Consider the following 16,696-nt stretch of genomic DNA (forward strand, 5'->3'; position numbering starts at 1 on the left):
GCCACCCGTCGGAGGCTGCGAGACGCAGGACCACTCCTGGGGACACGCACGCTGGTGGGCGCTATGCCACTCGTCAGCATCGGACCGCTGGTGGCCGCTGACTACTTCGTCGGGGCGTACTTGGCCGGGATGGCGATCTGCTCGCCGGCCTGCACACCGGATCCGTCGAGCGCGTTGAGGCTCACGACGTCGGCGACGAAGTCACGCGGGTCGGCGTTCGGAGCAGTCTGCTCGGCGAGCTGCCAGAGGGTCTCCCCGGGCTGGATCGTCACGGTCTGGAAGTGCACGTCCGCGGCGGTGTTGCCGGCCGAGGCCTGACCACCGTTCAACGCGAAGAGACCGACGGCGACCAGGAGCGGGAGCGCGGCGAGGGTCGTGAAGACGGCGCGGCCGCGACGGGTGAGGCGGAGCCGGCTGCGGACAGCGGTGCCCTGCACGTCTGCGATGGCGATGGTGCTCATGTCGTGGTGCCTTCCTGCTCGAGTGAACCGAAGCGATGTACCGAACATACGTTCGAACGGCTGGGCGCGCAACCCCCCAGGAGTGATTTCCGGGGGATTTCAGCGCGACACGCTCGAACAGGTGTTTGTCCGGTGCAATGCGGTCGGATACTGTTTCGACTGACTGGGACAAGCCTGACGGGGACCACCGACATTCCCGCAGTGCCGCGTCCCGACCAGGAGGCGAGACGACGTGGTGGACGAACTGCGGGGACAGAAACCGCTGACGCCGAAGCAGCAGGCGATCCTCGACGCGATCCGTGCGTCCATCGCCAGCCGCGGGTACCCGCCGAGCATGCGGGAGATCGGCGACGCCGCCGGGCTCTCGTCCCTGTCGAGCGTCTCCCACCAGCTCGGCCAGCTCGAGCTCGGTGGCTGGATCCGTCGCGACCCGAACCGCCCGCGTGCGCTCGAGGTCCTCGTCGACGAACCGTCACCGGAGTCGGACGGCCCCGACGTCGACGCGACCACCCTCGTGCCGCTCGTCGGCCGCATCGCCGCCGGTGTCCCGATCACCGCGGAACAGCACGTCGACGAGATCATCCCACTCCCCCGACAGCTCGTCGGCACCGGGGACCTCTTCATGCTCAAGGTCGTCGGCGAGTCGATGATCGACGCGGCGATCTGCGACGGCGACTGGGTCGTCGTCCGTTCCCAGCAGACCGCGGAGAACGGTGACGTGGTCGCCGCGATGCTCGACGAGGAAGCGACCGTCAAGGTCTTCCGGCAGCGCGACGGCCACACCTGGCTGCTCCCGCGGAACTCCGCGTTCGAGCCGATCCTCGGTGACGCCGCGACGGTGCTCGGCAAGGTCGTGGCCGTCCTCCGCAGCATCTGACGCGCCAGACCGCCGACCGATCGCACGGCGAAGCGGCCCGCACCACCTGCGCAGGTGGTGCGGGCCGCTTGCGGTTCCCGCGGATGCGAACGGCACCGCCCACCCGGGCGGAGCCGCGTGGCGGGACCGAGCCGGGCCTCCAGGCCGACGGACCGGACTGGAGGCCCGTGGGGACTACGCGGAGACGGGCGCGACCACGAAGGGGTCGAGTTCCGCGACCTGCCGCTGGAAGACCCGGACGTGCAGGCGGGTGCCCGCCTCGACGTAGTCGACCGACTCGACGGCTCCGGCGTCGTGCAGGGACGACACCAGGTCGCCGCGGTCGTACGGGATCACCACGGTGAGGTCGACGTCCGGTTCCGGCAGACGCGCCTCGATCGCCTCGAGGAGCGCCGGGATGCCCTCGCCGGTGCGTGCGGACACGAACACCGCGTCGGGCGCGAGGCCGACGAGCACGAGCCGCTGCGCCTCGTCGATCAGGTCGGCCTTGTTGAAGGCGACGATCTCCGGGATGTCGCGTGCACCGACGTCGCCGATGACCTCCCGCACGGTGGCGAGCTGCGCTGCCGGGTCCGGGTGGGACCCGTCGACCACGTGCACGATGACGTCGGCCTCGCCGACCTCCTCGAGCGTGGAGCGGAACGCCTCGACGAGCTGGTGCGGCAGGTTGCGGACGAAGCCGACGGTGTCCGCGAAGGTGTACTCGCGGCCCTTGCCGGTGTTCGTCCTCCGGATGGTGGAGTCCAGCGTCGCGAACAGCTGGTTCTGCACGAGCACGCCCGCACTCGTCAGGCGGTTCAGGAGCGAGGACTTGCCGGCGTTCGTGTACCCGGCGATCGCCACGCTCGGCACGTCGTTGCGGTGTCGGTCGGCACGCTTGGCCTCCCGCGCGGGGCGGAAGCCGGCGATCTGGCGACGCAGCTTGGCCATCCGGGTGTGGATGCGGCGGCGGTCGAGCTCGATCTTCGTCTCACCGGGACCACGGGAGCCCATGCCGGCACCGCCGGAGACCTGACCACCGGCCTGGCGGGACATCGACTCACCCCAGCCGCGGAGGCGTGGGAGGAGGTACTCGAGCTGCGCGAGTTCGACCTGCGCCTTGCCCTCGCGGCTCTTCGCGTGCTGACTGAAGATGTCGAGGATCACGGCCGTGCGGTCGATCACCTTCACCTTGACCACGTCCTCGAGCGCACGACGCTGGGACGGTGCGAGCTCGGTGTCCGCGATCACGGTGTCGGCGCCGGTCGCCTTGACGACCATCGCGAGCTCCTCGGCCTTGCCCTTGCCGAGGTACGTCGACGGGTCCGGGTGGGGTCGGCGCTGCAGCAGCCCGTCGAGGACCACGGCGCCCGCGGTCTCGGCGAGCGCGGACAGCTCGCGGAGGGAGTTCTCGGCATCGGCGGCGTCGCCCTGGGCGTAGACGCCGATCAGGACGACCTGTTCGAGCCGGAGTTGCCGGTACTCGACCTCGGTGACGTCCTCGAGTTCGGTGGAGAGGCCGGCGACGCGGCGCAGCGCTGCGCGGTCGTCGCGGTCGTACTGGTCGCCGTCACCGGCCCAGCCGTGCTCGTCGACCGAGCGGGTCTGGATCGCCTGTGCCGGCGCGAAGATGGACGAGCTGGCCCGCGAGTCGGCGTTGCGCAGCACGCGCTCGACGACGCCGTCGCCTTCAGCTTGGTTGTTGGGTTCCGTCATGCTGTCCACAGGGTACCTCCGGCGCGTCCTGGACACACGGGTGTGCCGGTACGGTTCTTCCATGGCGAACGACCATTACTTCTCGGCCACTCCGGAGAGCCAGGCGCGTCCGCGGCAGATCGCCGTGACCCTGGCTGGTCGTTCGCTGTCGCTGACCACCGCCGCGGGGGTCTTCAGCCCGGACGGCCTCGACCGCGGCACCCGTGTGCTCCTGAACTCCGTGCCGCCGCCCGCGCACGACGGCGCCCTGCTCGACGTCGGGTGCGGCTGGGGTCCGATCGCGATCACGATGGCGCTGCAGTCCCCCGAGGCGCAGGTATGGGGGGTCGACGTCAACGAGCGGGTGCTCGACCTGGCACGGCAGAACGCTGCCACCGCCGGAGCACCCAACGTGTCGATCGTGCTGCCGTCGGAGGTCCCGGCAGCCCTGCGCTTCCGGACGATCTGGTCGAACCCGCCGATCCGGGTCGGCAAGGACGAGCTGCACGACATCCTGCTGACCTGGCTCCCCCGGCTCGAGGTGGACGGCGACGCCTGGCTCGTCGTGTCGAAGGACCTCGGTGGTGACTCGTTGCAGCGGTGGCTCCACGAGGCGCTCGGGACGGCGTTCCACGTCACGCGGGCGTCGACGGACAAGGGGTTCCGCGTCCTGCGGGTGCACCGCGTGGCGGAGTAGCGCGCGGGCGCTTCCGCACGGTACGGGGTCCGCTGCCGCGGCGGCGCTGCCGAGGCGCTGCGCGGCGGCGCGGCGCGGCGCGGCGCGGCGCGGCGCGGCGCGGCGCGGCGCACCGTGCGCGGTTCCACACTCCGTGCGCGGTTGATCGCCCCGTGCCCGGCAACAAACGGGCACGACGCCAGCTTCTCCGCACCACCGGAGTCAGGGTGCGCTCGGCCGCGCCCGCTCGGGTGCGCGCACGCCGTCGCCCGCCGCCCGCACGGTGCGTCGTTGCTCAAGCGGTGCGATGTAGATCGCCCCGTGCACCGGAGCAGCACCGCACCACGCGAAGAAGCCCGCACCACGTGAAGGCCCCCAGCATCCCTCGCCCCGCCGCCCGCACGGTGCGCCGTTGCTCAAGCGGTGCGATGTAGATCGCCCCGTGCACCGGAGCAGCGCCGCACCACGCGAACAAGCTCGCACTACGTGATGGCCCGCCCGCGCCGCTCGCCCGCCCTCCGCACCGTGCGCCGACGCTCAAGCGGTGCGATGTAGATCGCCCCGTGCACCGGAGCAGCACCGCACCACGCGAACAAGCTCGCACCACGTGAAGGCCCGCCCGCGCCGCTCGCCCGCCCTCCGCACGGTGCGCCGTTGCTCAAGCGGTGCGAGGTAGATCGCCCCGTGCGCCGCAGCAGCACCGCACCGCGCGAACAACCTCGCACCACGCCCCCGCCCTACCACGCCCCACCCAGCGCGAGCGCCCCACCCGCGCGCCCACGCCCCCGCCCAGCGCCCCCGCAGCGTCAGACCGTCAGGTCCCCCGAGAACACCAGCTCCGCCGGCCCCGCGAGCGACACGTGCTCGCCGTCCTCCGCCGCGAACATCCGCACCGTGACGACACCGCCCGGCACCCGCACCCGCCACGTGTCCGGCGCGCTCGCCCCGGCCCAGTACCGCGTCGCGAGCGCCGCGGCGACCGCCCCGGTACCGCACGACAGCGTCTCGCCGCTCCCGCGCTCGTGCACGCGCATGGTGATCTGACCGATCCCGTCCTGCACGAGCGGGTCCCCCGGCAGCACGAACTCCACGTTCGCACCAGCAGCGGGCGCCGGATCGAGCACGGGGACGTAGGTCAGGTCGAGATCGGCGAGTTCGTCCTCGGTGGCGACGGCGACGACCACGTGCGGGTTGCCGACGTCGATGCCGAGCCCCGGCCGAGCGCGGTCGAGGTTCTTCGCCCGGACCAGCACGTCGTCCGATCCGCCGCCCTCGATGCCGAGACCCCATCGGCCCAGGTCCGCGGAGAAGCCGTTCGTCTGGCGCTGGATGTCGACGATGCCCTTCCGGCTGCCGACCGACAGCGTCTCCCCAGCGCCGAGCTCGACCAGACCGGACTCCGTCAGGTACCGCGCGAACACCCGGATGCCGTTCCCGCACATCTCCGCGACCGTGCCGTCGGCGTTGTGGTAGTCCATGAACCACGTCGCCGCCGGGTCCTCCGCGAGGATCGCCCGTCCCTCCGGGATCGCCGCACTCCGCACCGCGCGGATGACGCCGTCGGCACCGACACCGAAGCGGCGGTCGGCGATCGCGCGGATCCGCTCGGGGGTCAGGTCGACCGTGGCGTCGGGGTCGGCGAACAGGACGAAGTCGTTGCCGGTCCCCTGGCCCTTGGTGAAGTGCAGCTCGGTCACGGGACGATCCTACGGGCCACCGTCGCCAGTCCCGGCCGGTCGACCCCGGTCACGTCGAGGTCCTCGGCCTCGCCGTACCGCTTGAACCACGACACCTGCCGACGCGCGTACTTCCGCGTCGCCACCGCGGTCGCCTCGACGGCGTCGGGGAGCGTCGCGTCGCCGCGCAGCACCTCGAGCGCCTGCGCGTAGCCGATCGCCGCCCGAGCAGTCCGTCCCTGCTCCAGCCCACGCTCGCGGAGCGCGGCGACCTCGTCGACGAGTCCGGCCCGGAACATCGTGCTGGCCCGGTCGTGGAGGGACGCCACGAGCTGCGCGCGGTCCCGACGCAGGTGCAGAACCCGGGCCGGGCGCCATGCGCGCGGCGCGGACGGGAGGCTCGGGGTCACGCGGTCCGACCGGCTCGCGATCTCGACGGCTCGGATCAACCGGCGCGGGTTGCGTGCGTCGATCGCCGCGGCCGCCGCCGGGTCGAGTTCGCGCAGCCGTGCCAGGAGCACGCCGGAGCCGTGCTCCGCGTGCTCACGCTCGAGGGCGGCGCGGAGTTCCGGGTCCGTCCCGGGGAAGTCCAGGTCGTGGAGCACGGCCGACACGTACAGCCCGCTCCCCCCGACGAGGACGGCGACACCGCCGTCCGCCACGATCCCGTCGATCGTCGCACGGGCGTCGCGCTGGTACGCGGCGACACTGGCCTCGTCGGTGACGTCCAGGACGTCGAGCTGATGGTGCGGGATGCCGTGTCGCTCACCCGGCGGGACCTTCGCCGTGCCGATGTCCATGCCGCGGTAGAACTGCATGGCGTCGGCGTTGACGATCTCCGCGTTCCGACCGTGCGCGCGGAACCGGTCGGCGATCGCGATCGCGAGGTCGGACTTCCCCGTGCCGGTGGCCCCGACGACGGCGATCAGTGCGGGATCGTCCACGCGGTCGGCGTCAGCGCCCGACACGGAGGGTGGGCAGCCCGAGCGACACCGGCTTCGGCCCGGACCCGGGTACCGCGGGGGTCGGGACACCGCACGACTCTGCCTGCGCACGGTCCCAGGCGTCGCCGGCACGGGTCCGTCGGATCCGGAGCGGAGCGTCACCGTCGGCGATGAGGAAGTGCGGCGCGGCGCGGGTGACCTCGACGGTCACGACGTCGCCCGGACGCGGGACGTCGGACCCGATCGGGACCGAGAAGTGCACCAGGCGCGAGTCCTCCGCGCGTCCGGACAACCGGTGCGTGGTGTCGTCCTTCTTGCCCTCACCCGTGGCGACCAGGACCTCCACGGTCCGTCCGACCTGCCGCTGGTTCTCCTCGTCGGTGATGCGCTCCTGCAGCGCGACGAGCCGCTCGTACCGTGCCTGGACGACCTCCTTGGGGAGCTGGTCGCCCATCGTCGCGGCCGGGGTGCCGGGACGGATGGAGTACTGGAAGGTGAACGCCGACGCGAAGCGCGCCTGTTCGACGACGCGCAGCGTGTCCTCGAAGTCGTCGTCGGTCTCGCCGGGGAACCCCACGATGATGTCGGTCGAGATCGCCGCGTGCGGGATCGCCGCTCGGACCCGGTCGAGGATGCCGAGGAAGCGCTCGCTGCGGTAGCTCCGACGCATCGCCTTGAGCACGCGATCGGACCCCGACTGCAGCGGCATGTGCAGCTGCGGCATGACGTTCGGCGTCTCCGCCATCGCGTCGATGACGTCGTCCGTGAACGCCGCCGGGTGCGGGCTCGTGAACCGGATGCGCTCGAGGCCCTCGATCTGGCCCGCAGCGCGGAGGAGCTTGCCGAACGCCTGACGGTCGCCGAACTCGACGCCGTAGGAGTTCACGTTCTGCCCGAGGAGGGTGACCTCGATCGCACCGTCGTCGACGAGTGCCTGGATCTCGGCGAGGACGTCCCCCGGACGGCGGTCCTTCTCCTTGCCCCGGAGCGACGGGACGATGCAGAACGTGCAGGTGTTGTTGCACCCGACGGAGATGGACACCCAGCCGCTGTGCGTGGAGTCACGCTTGGTCGGCAGGGTCGACGGGAAGACGTCCAGCGCCTCGAGGATCTCGAGCTGTGCCTCGCCGTTGTGCCGCGCCCGCTCGAGCAGCGTCGGGAGCGACCCCATGTTGTGCGTGCCGAACACGACGTCGACCCACGGCGCCTTCTCGAGGATGACGTTCTTGTCCTTCTGCGCCAGACAGCCGCCGACCGCGATCTGCATGCCCGGGTGCTCGCGCTTGATGCCCGCGAGCTGCCCGAGGTTGCCGTACAGACGGTTGTCGGCGTTCTCCCGGACCGCACAGGTGTTGATGACCACGACGTCCGCCTGGTCGCCGTCCGCGGCGACGTACCCGGCGGCCTGTAGCGACCCGCTCAGCCGCTCCGAGTCGTGCACGTTCATCTGGCAGCCGTAGGTGCGGACTTCGTAGGTGCGGGGCTTCGCTGCGACGGTTCCCATGGTCGTCCCAGTGTAGATCGCTACTCGAACCGCACGGTGCCGCGCGGAGGGCCGTTCCGTGGTCCGCCGCCGAGCGCACGTTCCACCGCGACCCGCACCACGCCGCCGTTGTAGCCCTTCCGCATCAGGAACCCGGACAGCCGCCGTTCGGCCGTTGCCCGGTCCAGTCCGCGGAGTTGCCCGGCGCGCTTCTGCGCGAGCTCGATCGCCCGGACGAACTCGTCGTCCTCGTCGTCGGCAGCAGCGTCGAGCGCGGCGTCGATCGCCGCCTGGTCGATGCCGCGGCGCCGTAGTTCGGCGACGACACCCTGCCGACCGAGACCCTTGCGGTCGTGCAGCCGGTCGACGAGGTCCGTCGCGAGGGCGACGTCGTCGAGCAGACCGACCCGCGTGAGCCGCTCGACTTCGTCCTCGACGACCCCGAGGTCGAGGTCGTTGCCCGCGAGCATCGTCCGCATCTCCGACTCGCTCACACCCCGACGTCCGAGGGCCCGCATGCTGAGCCGTTCGGCGTCGGCACGCTGCTCGTCGAGGGGCCTCGGTGCGTCCGACGGGTCGATCTCGTCACCGCCGACGATGGAGAACACCGACGCGGTCGTGGCGTCGGCCTGCTCCTCGTCGTAGCCGGCCTGCTCGGCTCGCGCACTCCGCCCACTGCCGTCACCGACGACCGGCGACAGCCAGCTGGACTCGGACCGGGTGCCGTGCAGCGGAACCGGGGCGTCGGCGTCGAGACCGGCGTCCGCGTCGAGGCCTTCGTCAGCACGGCCATCATCAGCACGGCCGTCGTCAGCACGCTCCGACTCAGGGGCCGAAGCCGGACGCCCCGACGGATCGGGGTCAGGTGCGGACGCGGCCGCACGACGACGGGACCTCGCACCGAACAGGTCGGTGACCGGTGCGAGGTCGTCGCCGTCGTTGCGGTCCGTCACGCGCCCTTGCGCGCGGCGAGCTTGGGCTCGAGGGACTCGACCGGCGCCGGTGCCGCGTCGGCCTTGGCACCACCGATGCCGAGCTTGGCGAGGATCTTGCCCTCGATCTCGGCAGCGACCTCCGGGTTCTGGATCAGGAAGGTGCGGGAGTTCTCCTTGCCCTGCCCGAGCTGGTCGCCGTCGTAGGTGTACCAGGCACCCGACTTCTTGACGATGCCGTGGTCGACGCCGAAGTCGAGCAGCGAGCCTTCACGCGAGATGCCGACCCCGTAGAGGATGTCGAACTCCGCCTGCTTGAAGGGCGGCGCCATCTTGTTCTTGACCACCTTGACGCGGGTGCGGTTGCCGACGGCGTCGGTCCCGCTCTTGAGCGTCTCGATGCGACGGATGTCGAGTCGGACAGAGGCGTAGAACTTCAGCGCCTTACCACCGGACGTGGTCTCCGGCGAGCCGAAGAACACGCCGATCTTCTCGCGCAGCTGGTTGATGAAGATCATCGTGGTCTGGGTCTGGTTCAGCCCACCGGCGAGCTTGCGGAGCGCCTGGGACATGAGGCGTGCCTGGAGACCGACGTGCGAGTCACCCATCTCGCCCTCGATCTCGGCGCGGGGCACCAGCGCCGCGACGGAGTCGATCACGATGAGGTCGATCGAGCCGGAACGGACGAGCATGTCCGCGATCTCGAGTGCCTGCTCTGCGGTGTCGGGCTGCGACACGAGGAGGGCGTCGATGTCCACGCCGAGCTTCTTGGCGTACTCGGGGTCGAGCGCGTGCTCGGCGTCGATGAAGGCGGCGATGCCACCGTTGCGCTGCGCATTCGCGATGGCGTGGATCGTCAGGGTCGTCTTGCCGGAGGACTCCGGGCCGTAGATCTCGATGATGCGACCACGCGGGAGCCCGCCGATGCCGAGCGCGACGTCGAGGGCGACGGAACCGGTCGGGATGGTGGCGACCGGGGCGCGCTCGTCCGAGCCGAGGCGCATGACCGCACCCTTGCCGAACTGCCGGTCGATCTGCGCGAGTGCGGTCTCGAGGGACTTCTCGCGGTCTGCGGGGGATGGCATGGTGTGCTCCTTCGTGCTCGATGTCGGCCGCCTGTAGGCTGTCCCGCCCCCGGCGGCCGATGGTGCAGGGCCGCTGGTTCTTCGACAAGGCTTCGGGCGTGTTCCCGATGGCTTCGAACCTAGGGCGGGCCACCGACATCACTGCCGGTCGCCGCGCTGTCTGTGGAGGAAACCGTCGATCACGCCGCTGTGCAGGAAGCTACCACCCCTCGAACACGCGTTCGAGCGACACGCCGAACACGTGTTCGGGTGGGGACCGAGTTCAGTCGTGGGGCTCGAGCAGTCCCTTGCCGTGTCGCCGGTCCTGTGGCACGTCCTGCGACTCGCACAGGGCGTCCCACACCTTCCGGGTGTCGACGCCGGCCGCCAGGGCCTCGGCGGCAGAACGACCGCCGAGTTCCTCGAGCACGACGTCGCGCGACACGACGGCGCCGTAGGCCGCACCGAAGACCTGGTCGACCGCCCGCCAGAACTCACTCACACGCATCAGACCACCCTAAGCGTCGTCACGAACGGCGAACGCCCCCGTCGGCGGACCGACGAGGGCGTTCGTGTGCAGTGCGGCTCAGCGCACCGCGAGGTCGTTGTCGAACTCGGCGACGAGCTCGTCCGGGAGCGTGTCCGGGACCGGGGTGAGACCCTCGACCACGGCGAGACGGTCGCCCACCTCGCGCATGATCGTGGAGATCGGGGTGTCCAGCGCGTCCGCGACGGACGCGAGGATCTCCGAGCTGGCTTCCTTCTGCCCGCGCTCGACCTCACTGAGGTACCCGAGCGCGACGCTGGCCTTGGACGCGACCTGACGGAGGGTCCGGCCCTTCTGCAAGCGGAAGTCCCGCAGAACGTCGCCGATTTCCTGACGAACGAGAACCATGAGAACTCCTCCTTCCTGTCGTCTCCGCGCCGGACCGGTCGGGCTGACTGGTTCGGGTTCGGCAACATGAGCGTTGCCGGTTGCAGCATGCTAGCCACCTGGGCTGCCGTCCTGCTGGAGATTGCGTGAGATGTAACCCAGTGGAAACCGGGGCTATTCCCCGGCTCCGAGCCGGTCGATCAGTCGTGTCAGGAGTTCGGAGACGGCGGCCTGACGGATTGCCTGTCGGTCCCCGTCGAGGTGCAGCGCGAACGAGCGGGCCGTCGTCGCCGAGGCGATCCCGACGAACACGGTGCCCACCGGCTTGCCGTCCTGCGGGTCCGGCCCGGCCACACCCGTCGTGGAGATCCCCCAGGTGGCGGGCACACCGTCGACCGCGAGCACCGTCCGGACCCCGCTCGCCATCTGTTCGGCGACCGTGGGGTCGACGGCGCCGTTGGCCGCGAGCAGCTCCCCCGAGACGCCGAGCACGCTGGCCTTCACGGGCGTGGCGTACGCCACCACACCACCGTGCACGACCGCGCTCGCACCGGGCACACCCACGAGGGTCGCCACGACGAGCCCGCCCGTGAGTGACTCGGCGACCGCGACGGTCTCTCCCCGTCCGGCGAGCAGCTCGACCGTGGCGGTGGCGAGGCTCACGCCGCGGTCCGGTTGTGCTTCCACGCCTGCCACAGGTAGTCGAGGCCGCTCCAGACCGTGGCGATGACGGCGGCGGTCATCAGGATGCCGTTCGTCCAGTGCGCGACGTCCCCGGCGATGTTCCACCACGGGAACAGCGCCAGCGTGATCGCCACGGCCTGCAGGACGGTCTTGATCTTGCCGCCGCGGCTCGCCGGGATCACCCGGTCGGAGAGCACCGCGAACCGGAACACCGTGATGCCGATCTCGCGGACCATGATCAGGACGGTCACGTACCACGGCAGCTCGCCGAGGATCGAGAGGGCGACGAGCGCCCCGCCGATGAGGACCTTGTCGGCGATCGGGTCGACGAGCTTGCCGAAGTCCGTCACGAGTCCCTGGCGCCGGGCGATGATGCCGTCGGCGCTGTCGGTGACGATCGCCACGACGAACAGGACAGCTGCCCAGATGCGGGTCGGTCCGTCGTGCCCGGCGTCGGCCAGCAGCAACACGAAGAACAGCGGGGCCATCAGGATCCGGATGACCGTGATGACGTTGGCGATGTTCGCCGTCGACGCCGGTCCTGGTCCCTTGCGCACGAGCCGTCCCCGCCAGGGGAACCGGTTCGTCTTGGTGCCTTCCGAGGCGGTCATCGTGTCACTCCCTGCCCGTGAGGCCCCAGGCGTCCTCGTCCGGTTCGTCCTCGACCTGATCGTACCCGCGCGTCATGTCTCCCACCGGGTCGGCGCCGTACCGGTCGCCGTCGTCGGTGGCGGACGCCGGCCCGCCCTCCGTGGGTCCTGCGCCCTGGCCACCGGTGGCAGCGGGAGCCGCCGGGGGCTCCTCGCCGCGGAGCTTCGCGAGCACGCTCGGCAGCTGGTCGGCGGTGACGAGCACGTCGCGCGCCTTCGAGCCCTCGGACGGACCGACGATGTCGCGCGACTCCATCAGGTCCATCAGACGGCCGGCCTTCGCGAACCCGACGCGGAGCTTGCGCTGCAGCATCGACGTCGACCCGAACTGCGTGGAGACGACCTGCTCGACGGCGGCCAGCAGGAGCTCGAGGTCGTCACCGATGTCGGCGTCGATCTCCTTGCGCTCGACCACGGCGGCGACGTCCTGCCGGTACTCGGGCTGGGCCTGCCGGGTGACGTGCTGCACGACCTCGGCGACCTCGCTCTCCTGTACCCAGGCGCCCTGCACGCGGACGGCCTTCGAGGAGCCCATCGGCAGGAACAACCCGTCGCCCTGCCCGATGAGCTTGTCGGCTCCGGGCTGGTCGAGGATGACGCGGGAGTCGGTCACGCTCGTCACCGCGAAGGCGATGCGCGACGGGACGTTCGCCTTGATCAGCCCGGTGATGACGTCCACCGAGGGACGCTGGGTCGCGAGCACCAGGTGGATGCCGGCGGCACGGGCCAGCTGCGTGATGCGGACGATCGACTCCTCGACGTCCCGCGGGGCGACGAGCATCAGGTCGGCGAGCTCGTCCACCACGACGAGCAGGTACGGGTACGGCTTGAGCTTCCGCTCGCTGCCGGCGGGCAGCACGATCTCGTCGTTCTGCACGGCCTTGTTGAAGTCGTCGACGTGGCGGAAGCCGAACGACGCCAGGTCGTCGTACCGCATGTCCATCTCCTTCACGACCCACTGCAGCGCCTCGGCCGCCTTCTTCGGGTTCGTGATGATGGGCGTGATCAGGTGCGGGACACCGGCGTAGATCGACAGCTCGACGCGCTTCGGGTCGACGAGGACCATGCGGACCTCGGACGGCTTCGCACGCATCAGCAGCGACGTGATCATCGAGTTGATGAACACCGACTTGCCGGAACCGGTGGACCCGGCGACGAGCAGGTGCGGCATCTTCGCGAGGTTCGCGACCACGAACCCGCCCTCGACGTCCTTGCCGACGCCGATCGTCATCGGGTGCTTCGACTTCGTCGCCGCACTCGACCGGAGCACGTCGCCGAGGGACACGATCTCGCGGTCGGAGTTCGGGATCTCGACGCCGATCGCGCTCTTGCCCGGGATCGGCGAGAGGATGCGGACCTCGTTCGAGGCCACGGCGTACGACAGGTTCTTCGACAGCGCCGTGACGCGTTCGACCTTGACACCCGGCCCGAGCTCGATCTCGTAGCGGGTGACCGTCGGGCCGCGGGAGAACCCGGTCACCTTCGCGTCGACCTTGAACTCGGTGAGGACGCCGGTGATCGCCGCGACGATGTCGTCGTTGGCCTGGCTGCGCGCGACGGAGGGCGTCCCGGCACTCAGCGTGGTCGCGGCCGGCAGGCGGTACGGCTTCGACGGGTCGTCCGCGGGCTCCGGCACGAACGCGTCCGCCGCGTCGTCGACGGGCTCGGCGGCCGCTGCCGGGAGGATCGGCTCGACCACCGCGGGCTCGTCCCGCCCGGCGGGCCCCGTCGCCGCAGGCGCCGGGGCACCGAAGTCGCGGAGCGCCTGCTCGGCGCGGTCGAGGTCGGCGGCGACGTCCTGCTCGACGGAGTCGTTGAGGTTGACCGAGGCGGGCTCGGCGGGTGTGTGGTCGACGAGGCCGGCCGCGGCACCGGCGTTCGGCGACGCCGCCGCACTCGGTGCGGGCGCCGGGGAGACGGGAGCGGTCCCGGCCGCGGGGATGACCGGGCTGTCGTACGCCGGGTCTTCTTCACGCCCGGACTTGTTGCGCCGCCACCACGGGATGTGCTCGTCGCCGTCGCCGTCGGGCTGGTCCTCGGCGAACCCGAGGTCGTCGAAGAGCTGCAGCCCCTGCGAGTCGGTCCTGCCCTTGCCGCCACGGCGCACGGGCTTCGTCGGCTCGGCGGCCACGGCGTCGTCGTCGACCGGGGCGGGCGCCGGGGCACCGAAGAGGTACGCGTACAGCTCGTGCAGCCGACGCCCGAGCTTGTTCGGCGGGGTCTTGGTGATGATGAACAGCGACAGCACGAGCAGCACGATCGCGACGGGGACCGCGATCCACGCGGTGGCGACCGCCACGAGCCACCCGATCACGACCCAGCCGATGACCCCGCCGGCCGACGCGAGGGCCGGCATGCCGTCGGATGCGCTCGGCTGGCCGCCGAAGACGTGGCAGAGCGAGGCGATGGAGACGAGCAGCAGCCCGAGCCCGATCCCGATCCGGGTGTTGTCGTGCACGGACGCCGGGTGGCGGAACAACCACCCCGCGAAGACGACCATGATGACGGGCAGCGCGAACGCCAGCCGCCCGAACAGGCCGCCGAACGTGTACGCGTCGAGCGCGATCGAGACCGCGTTGGTCGGGTTCAGCCACTCCACGACCGCGCCGGCGATGGCGAGGACGAAGAGGAAGAACGGGAACCCGTCGCGGCGCTGGTCCTTCTCGAGCGTCTCCTTGCCGAGCAGCCGGAACATCGCCCCGACGCCGTGCGCCATGCCCATCCAGGCGCTCACGAGGGGGTTCGGGCCGCCGAACTCGACCGCAGGCGCCTGCGGGAGCTTCTTCGTGGTGGCCTGGGTGCGCGACGTTCCGCGCGTCCCACCTCCGCGGGACGACGTGGACGCGCGCGAGCGCGTGGTCGACTTGGTGCCTCCGGCCATGGGCAGAACCCTAGCCCGCTCCCCGGACAACCAGGCGGAGGCGCGCTCGCGGCCCTGGACGGCCAGGAGGCTCGGTGCGGGTCCGTCACGGACCTGCACCGAGCCTCCTGGCCGGCTCTGGTGGCGGCTAGGCCTCGATGATCACCGGGACGATCATCGGGCGACGACGGTGCTTCGTGTTGACCCAGCGGCCGACCGTGCGGCGGACCACCTGGCTGAACGCGTGCTGGTCGCGGGTGCCGTTGCCGGCCGCGTCGGCGAGCGCCCGCGCGATCTGCGGGCGGACGTCGTCGAACACCGAGTCGTCCTCGGCGAAGCCGCGGGACTGGATCTCCGGGCCGATCACGCACTGACCCGTCGCGAAGTCGACCGCGCAGAAGACGGAGATGAAGCCCTCTTCGGCGAGCACGCGGCGGTCCTTGAGGTCGGCGTCGGTGATCTCGCCCACCGTCGACCCGTCGACGTAGACGTAGCCGATGTCGAGCTGCCCGACGACGGAGGCGAGGCCGTCCTTGAGGTCGACGACGATGCCGTCCTGACCGAGGATGACGTTCCGCGGCGGGACACCCGTCTGGATCGCGAGGTCGGCGTTCGCGTAGAGGTGCCGGTGCTCGCCGTGCACGGGGAGCACGTTGCGCGGGCGCAGGATGTTGTAGCAGTAGAGGAGCTCGCCGGCGGAGGCGTGCCCGGAGACGTGCACCTTCGCGTTGCCCTTGTGCACGACTTTGGCGCCGAGCTTCGTCAGGCCGTCGATGACGCGGTAGACCGCGTTCTCGTTGCCCGGGATGAGCGAGGACGCGAGGATGACGGTGTCGCCCTCGCCGATCTCGATCTGGTGCTCGAGGTTCGCCATGCGTGCCAGGACGGCCATCGGCTCGCCCTGGGACCCCGTCGACATGTAGACGATCTGGTCGTCCGGGACGTTCTTGGCCTTCTTCGTGTCGATTAGCACGTTCTCCGGCACCCGCAGGTACCCGAGCTCGGCGGCGATCGTCATGTTCCGGATCATCGACCGGCCCATGAACGCCACCTTGCGGTCGGCGGCGGCCGCGGCGTCGAGGACCTGCTGCACGCGGTGCACGTGCGAGGAGAAGCTCGCGACGACGACCTTCTTGCGCGCCCGCATGATGATGTTCTCCAGGACCGGGCCGATGTCGCGCTCCGGGGCGGTGAACCCGGGGACGTCGGCGTTGGTGGAGTCCGGCAGGAACAGGTCCACGCCGGCCTCGCCGAGTCGCGCGAAGGCGCGGAGGTCGGTGATGCGGTCGTCGAGCGGCAGCTGGTCCATCTTGAAGTCGCCCGTGTGCAGCACGCGGCCGGCCGGGGTCGTGATCGCCACGGCGAGGGCGTCCGGGATGGAGTGGTTCACGGCGACGAACTCGAGGTGGAACGGACCCATCTGCTCGGTCTGGTCCTCGGCCACGACGAGCGTGTACGGCTTGATCCGGTGTTCCTTGAGCTTGGCCTCGACGAGCGCCAGCGTCAGCGTGGAGCCGATGAGCGGGATGTCCGCGCGGAGCTTCAGCAGGTACGGCACGGCACCGATGTGGTCCTCGTGGCCGTGGGTGAGCACCACGCCGAGCACGTCGTCGAGCCGGTGCCGGATCGGCGCGAAGTCGGGCAGGATCAGGTCCACGCCCGGCTGGTGCTCCTCGGGGAAGAGCACGCCGGCGTCGACGATGAGGAGCTTGCCCTCGTACTCGTAGACGGTCATGTTGCGACCGATCTCGCCGAGGCCGCCGATCGGCGTGACGCGGAGGGTGCCCGGCTCGAGGGGCTGGGGTTCGGAGACTTGCGTGGGCATTCGGTCCTGACTGCTT

The 16,696-nt window shown here is 70.9% G+C and carries 15 protein-coding genes; 2 read left to right on the plus strand and 13 right to left on the minus strand.

Features of this window, described 5'->3' with window-relative positions:
- Positions 1-101: 101 nt before the first annotated feature.
- Positions 102-461 carry a LysM peptidoglycan-binding domain-containing protein gene (locus FS641_RS11895; RefSeq protein ID WP_144764050.1) on the minus strand — a complete coding sequence of 120 codons (360 nt, stop codon included), beginning with the start codon at positions 459-461 and terminating at the stop codon, positions 102-104.
- Between the two features lie 232 nt (positions 462-693).
- Here FS641_RS11895 and lexA point away from each other — a divergent pair, with 232 nt between their 5' ends.
- Positions 694-1,338: a transcriptional repressor LexA gene (gene lexA / locus FS641_RS11900; RefSeq protein ID WP_144764052.1), complete on the plus strand. Its 645-nt coding sequence runs from the start codon at positions 694-696 to the stop codon at positions 1,336-1,338.
- A 174-nt stretch (positions 1,339-1,512) separates the two neighbouring features.
- On the opposite strand, the gene hflX is transcribed toward lexA, so the two are convergent.
- Positions 1,513-3,033: a GTPase HflX gene (hflX, locus tag FS641_RS11905; RefSeq protein WP_144764054.1), complete on the minus strand. Its 1,521-nt coding sequence runs from the start codon at positions 3,031-3,033 to the stop codon at positions 1,513-1,515.
- Between the two features lie 61 nt (positions 3,034-3,094).
- Here hflX and FS641_RS11910 point away from each other — a divergent pair, with 61 nt between their 5' ends.
- On the plus strand, positions 3,095-3,709 hold the full coding sequence (locus tag FS641_RS11910) for a class I SAM-dependent methyltransferase (protein ID WP_144764056.1): 615 nt from the start codon (positions 3,095-3,097) through the stop codon (positions 3,707-3,709).
- A gap of 785 nt (positions 3,710-4,494) precedes the next feature.
- Here FS641_RS11910 and dapF read toward each other — a convergent pair.
- The 11 genes from dapF to FS641_RS11965 all read right to left on the minus strand — a co-directional run bounded on the left by dapF (position 4,495) and on the right by FS641_RS11965 (position 16,680).
- Positions 4,495-5,385: a diaminopimelate epimerase gene (gene dapF, locus FS641_RS11915; RefSeq protein ID WP_144764062.1), complete on the minus strand. Its 891-nt coding sequence runs from the start codon at positions 5,383-5,385 to the stop codon at positions 4,495-4,497.
- Positions 5,382-6,308 carry a tRNA (adenosine(37)-N6)-dimethylallyltransferase MiaA gene (gene miaA / locus FS641_RS11920; protein WP_144764064.1) on the minus strand — a complete coding sequence of 309 codons (927 nt, stop codon included), beginning with the start codon at positions 6,306-6,308 and terminating at the stop codon, positions 5,382-5,384. The genes dapF and miaA overlap by 4 nt, the downstream gene beginning before the upstream one ends.
- 10 nt (positions 6,309-6,318) lie before the next feature.
- A complete protein-coding gene (gene miaB / locus FS641_RS11925; protein WP_144764066.1) occupies positions 6,319-7,812 on the minus strand; it encodes a tRNA (N6-isopentenyl adenosine(37)-C2)-methylthiotransferase MiaB in 1,494 nt (497 codons plus the stop codon).
- Positions 7,813-7,832: 20 nt separating this feature from the next.
- A complete protein-coding gene (locus FS641_RS11930) occupies positions 7,833-8,744 on the minus strand; it encodes a regulatory protein RecX (RefSeq protein ID WP_144764068.1) in 912 nt (303 codons plus the stop codon).
- Positions 8,741-9,808, minus strand: coding sequence for a recombinase RecA (recA, locus tag FS641_RS11935; protein ID WP_144764070.1), 1,068 nt, complete (start codon positions 9,806-9,808; stop codon positions 8,741-8,743). Before recA ends, FS641_RS11930 begins: the two co-directional genes overlap by 4 nt.
- Before the next feature lie 262 nt (positions 9,809-10,070).
- The gene (locus FS641_RS11940) at positions 10,071-10,295 is read right to left on the minus strand and encodes a DUF3046 domain-containing protein (protein WP_144764072.1); all 225 of its coding nucleotides are present in this window, start codon (positions 10,293-10,295) and stop codon (positions 10,071-10,073) included.
- A 78-nt stretch (positions 10,296-10,373) separates the two neighbouring features.
- On the minus strand, positions 10,374-10,682 hold the full coding sequence (locus tag FS641_RS11945) for a helix-turn-helix domain-containing protein (protein WP_058725115.1): 309 nt from the start codon (positions 10,680-10,682) through the stop codon (positions 10,374-10,376).
- Positions 10,683-10,835: 153 nt separating this feature from the next.
- Positions 10,836-11,324: a CinA family protein gene (locus tag FS641_RS11950; RefSeq protein ID WP_144764074.1), complete on the minus strand. Its 489-nt coding sequence runs from the start codon at positions 11,322-11,324 to the stop codon at positions 10,836-10,838.
- Complete coding sequence (gene pgsA, locus FS641_RS11955) at positions 11,321-11,956, minus strand: CDP-diacylglycerol--glycerol-3-phosphate 3-phosphatidyltransferase (RefSeq protein ID WP_144764076.1); 636 nt, start codon at positions 11,954-11,956, stop codon at positions 11,321-11,323. The genes FS641_RS11950 and pgsA overlap by 4 nt, the downstream gene beginning before the upstream one ends.
- Before the next feature lie 4 nt (positions 11,957-11,960).
- Positions 11,961-14,876: a DNA translocase FtsK gene (locus FS641_RS11960; RefSeq protein ID WP_144764078.1), complete on the minus strand. Its 2,916-nt coding sequence runs from the start codon at positions 14,874-14,876 to the stop codon at positions 11,961-11,963.
- A 127-nt stretch (positions 14,877-15,003) separates the two neighbouring features.
- A complete protein-coding gene (locus FS641_RS11965; RefSeq protein ID WP_144764080.1) occupies positions 15,004-16,680 on the minus strand; it encodes a ribonuclease J in 1,677 nt (558 codons plus the stop codon).
- Positions 16,681-16,696 lie beyond the last annotated feature (16 nt).

The organism is Curtobacterium sp. 9128, from assembly GCF_007673775.1.
Lineage (GTDB): Bacteria > Actinomycetota > Actinomycetes > Actinomycetales > Microbacteriaceae > Curtobacterium.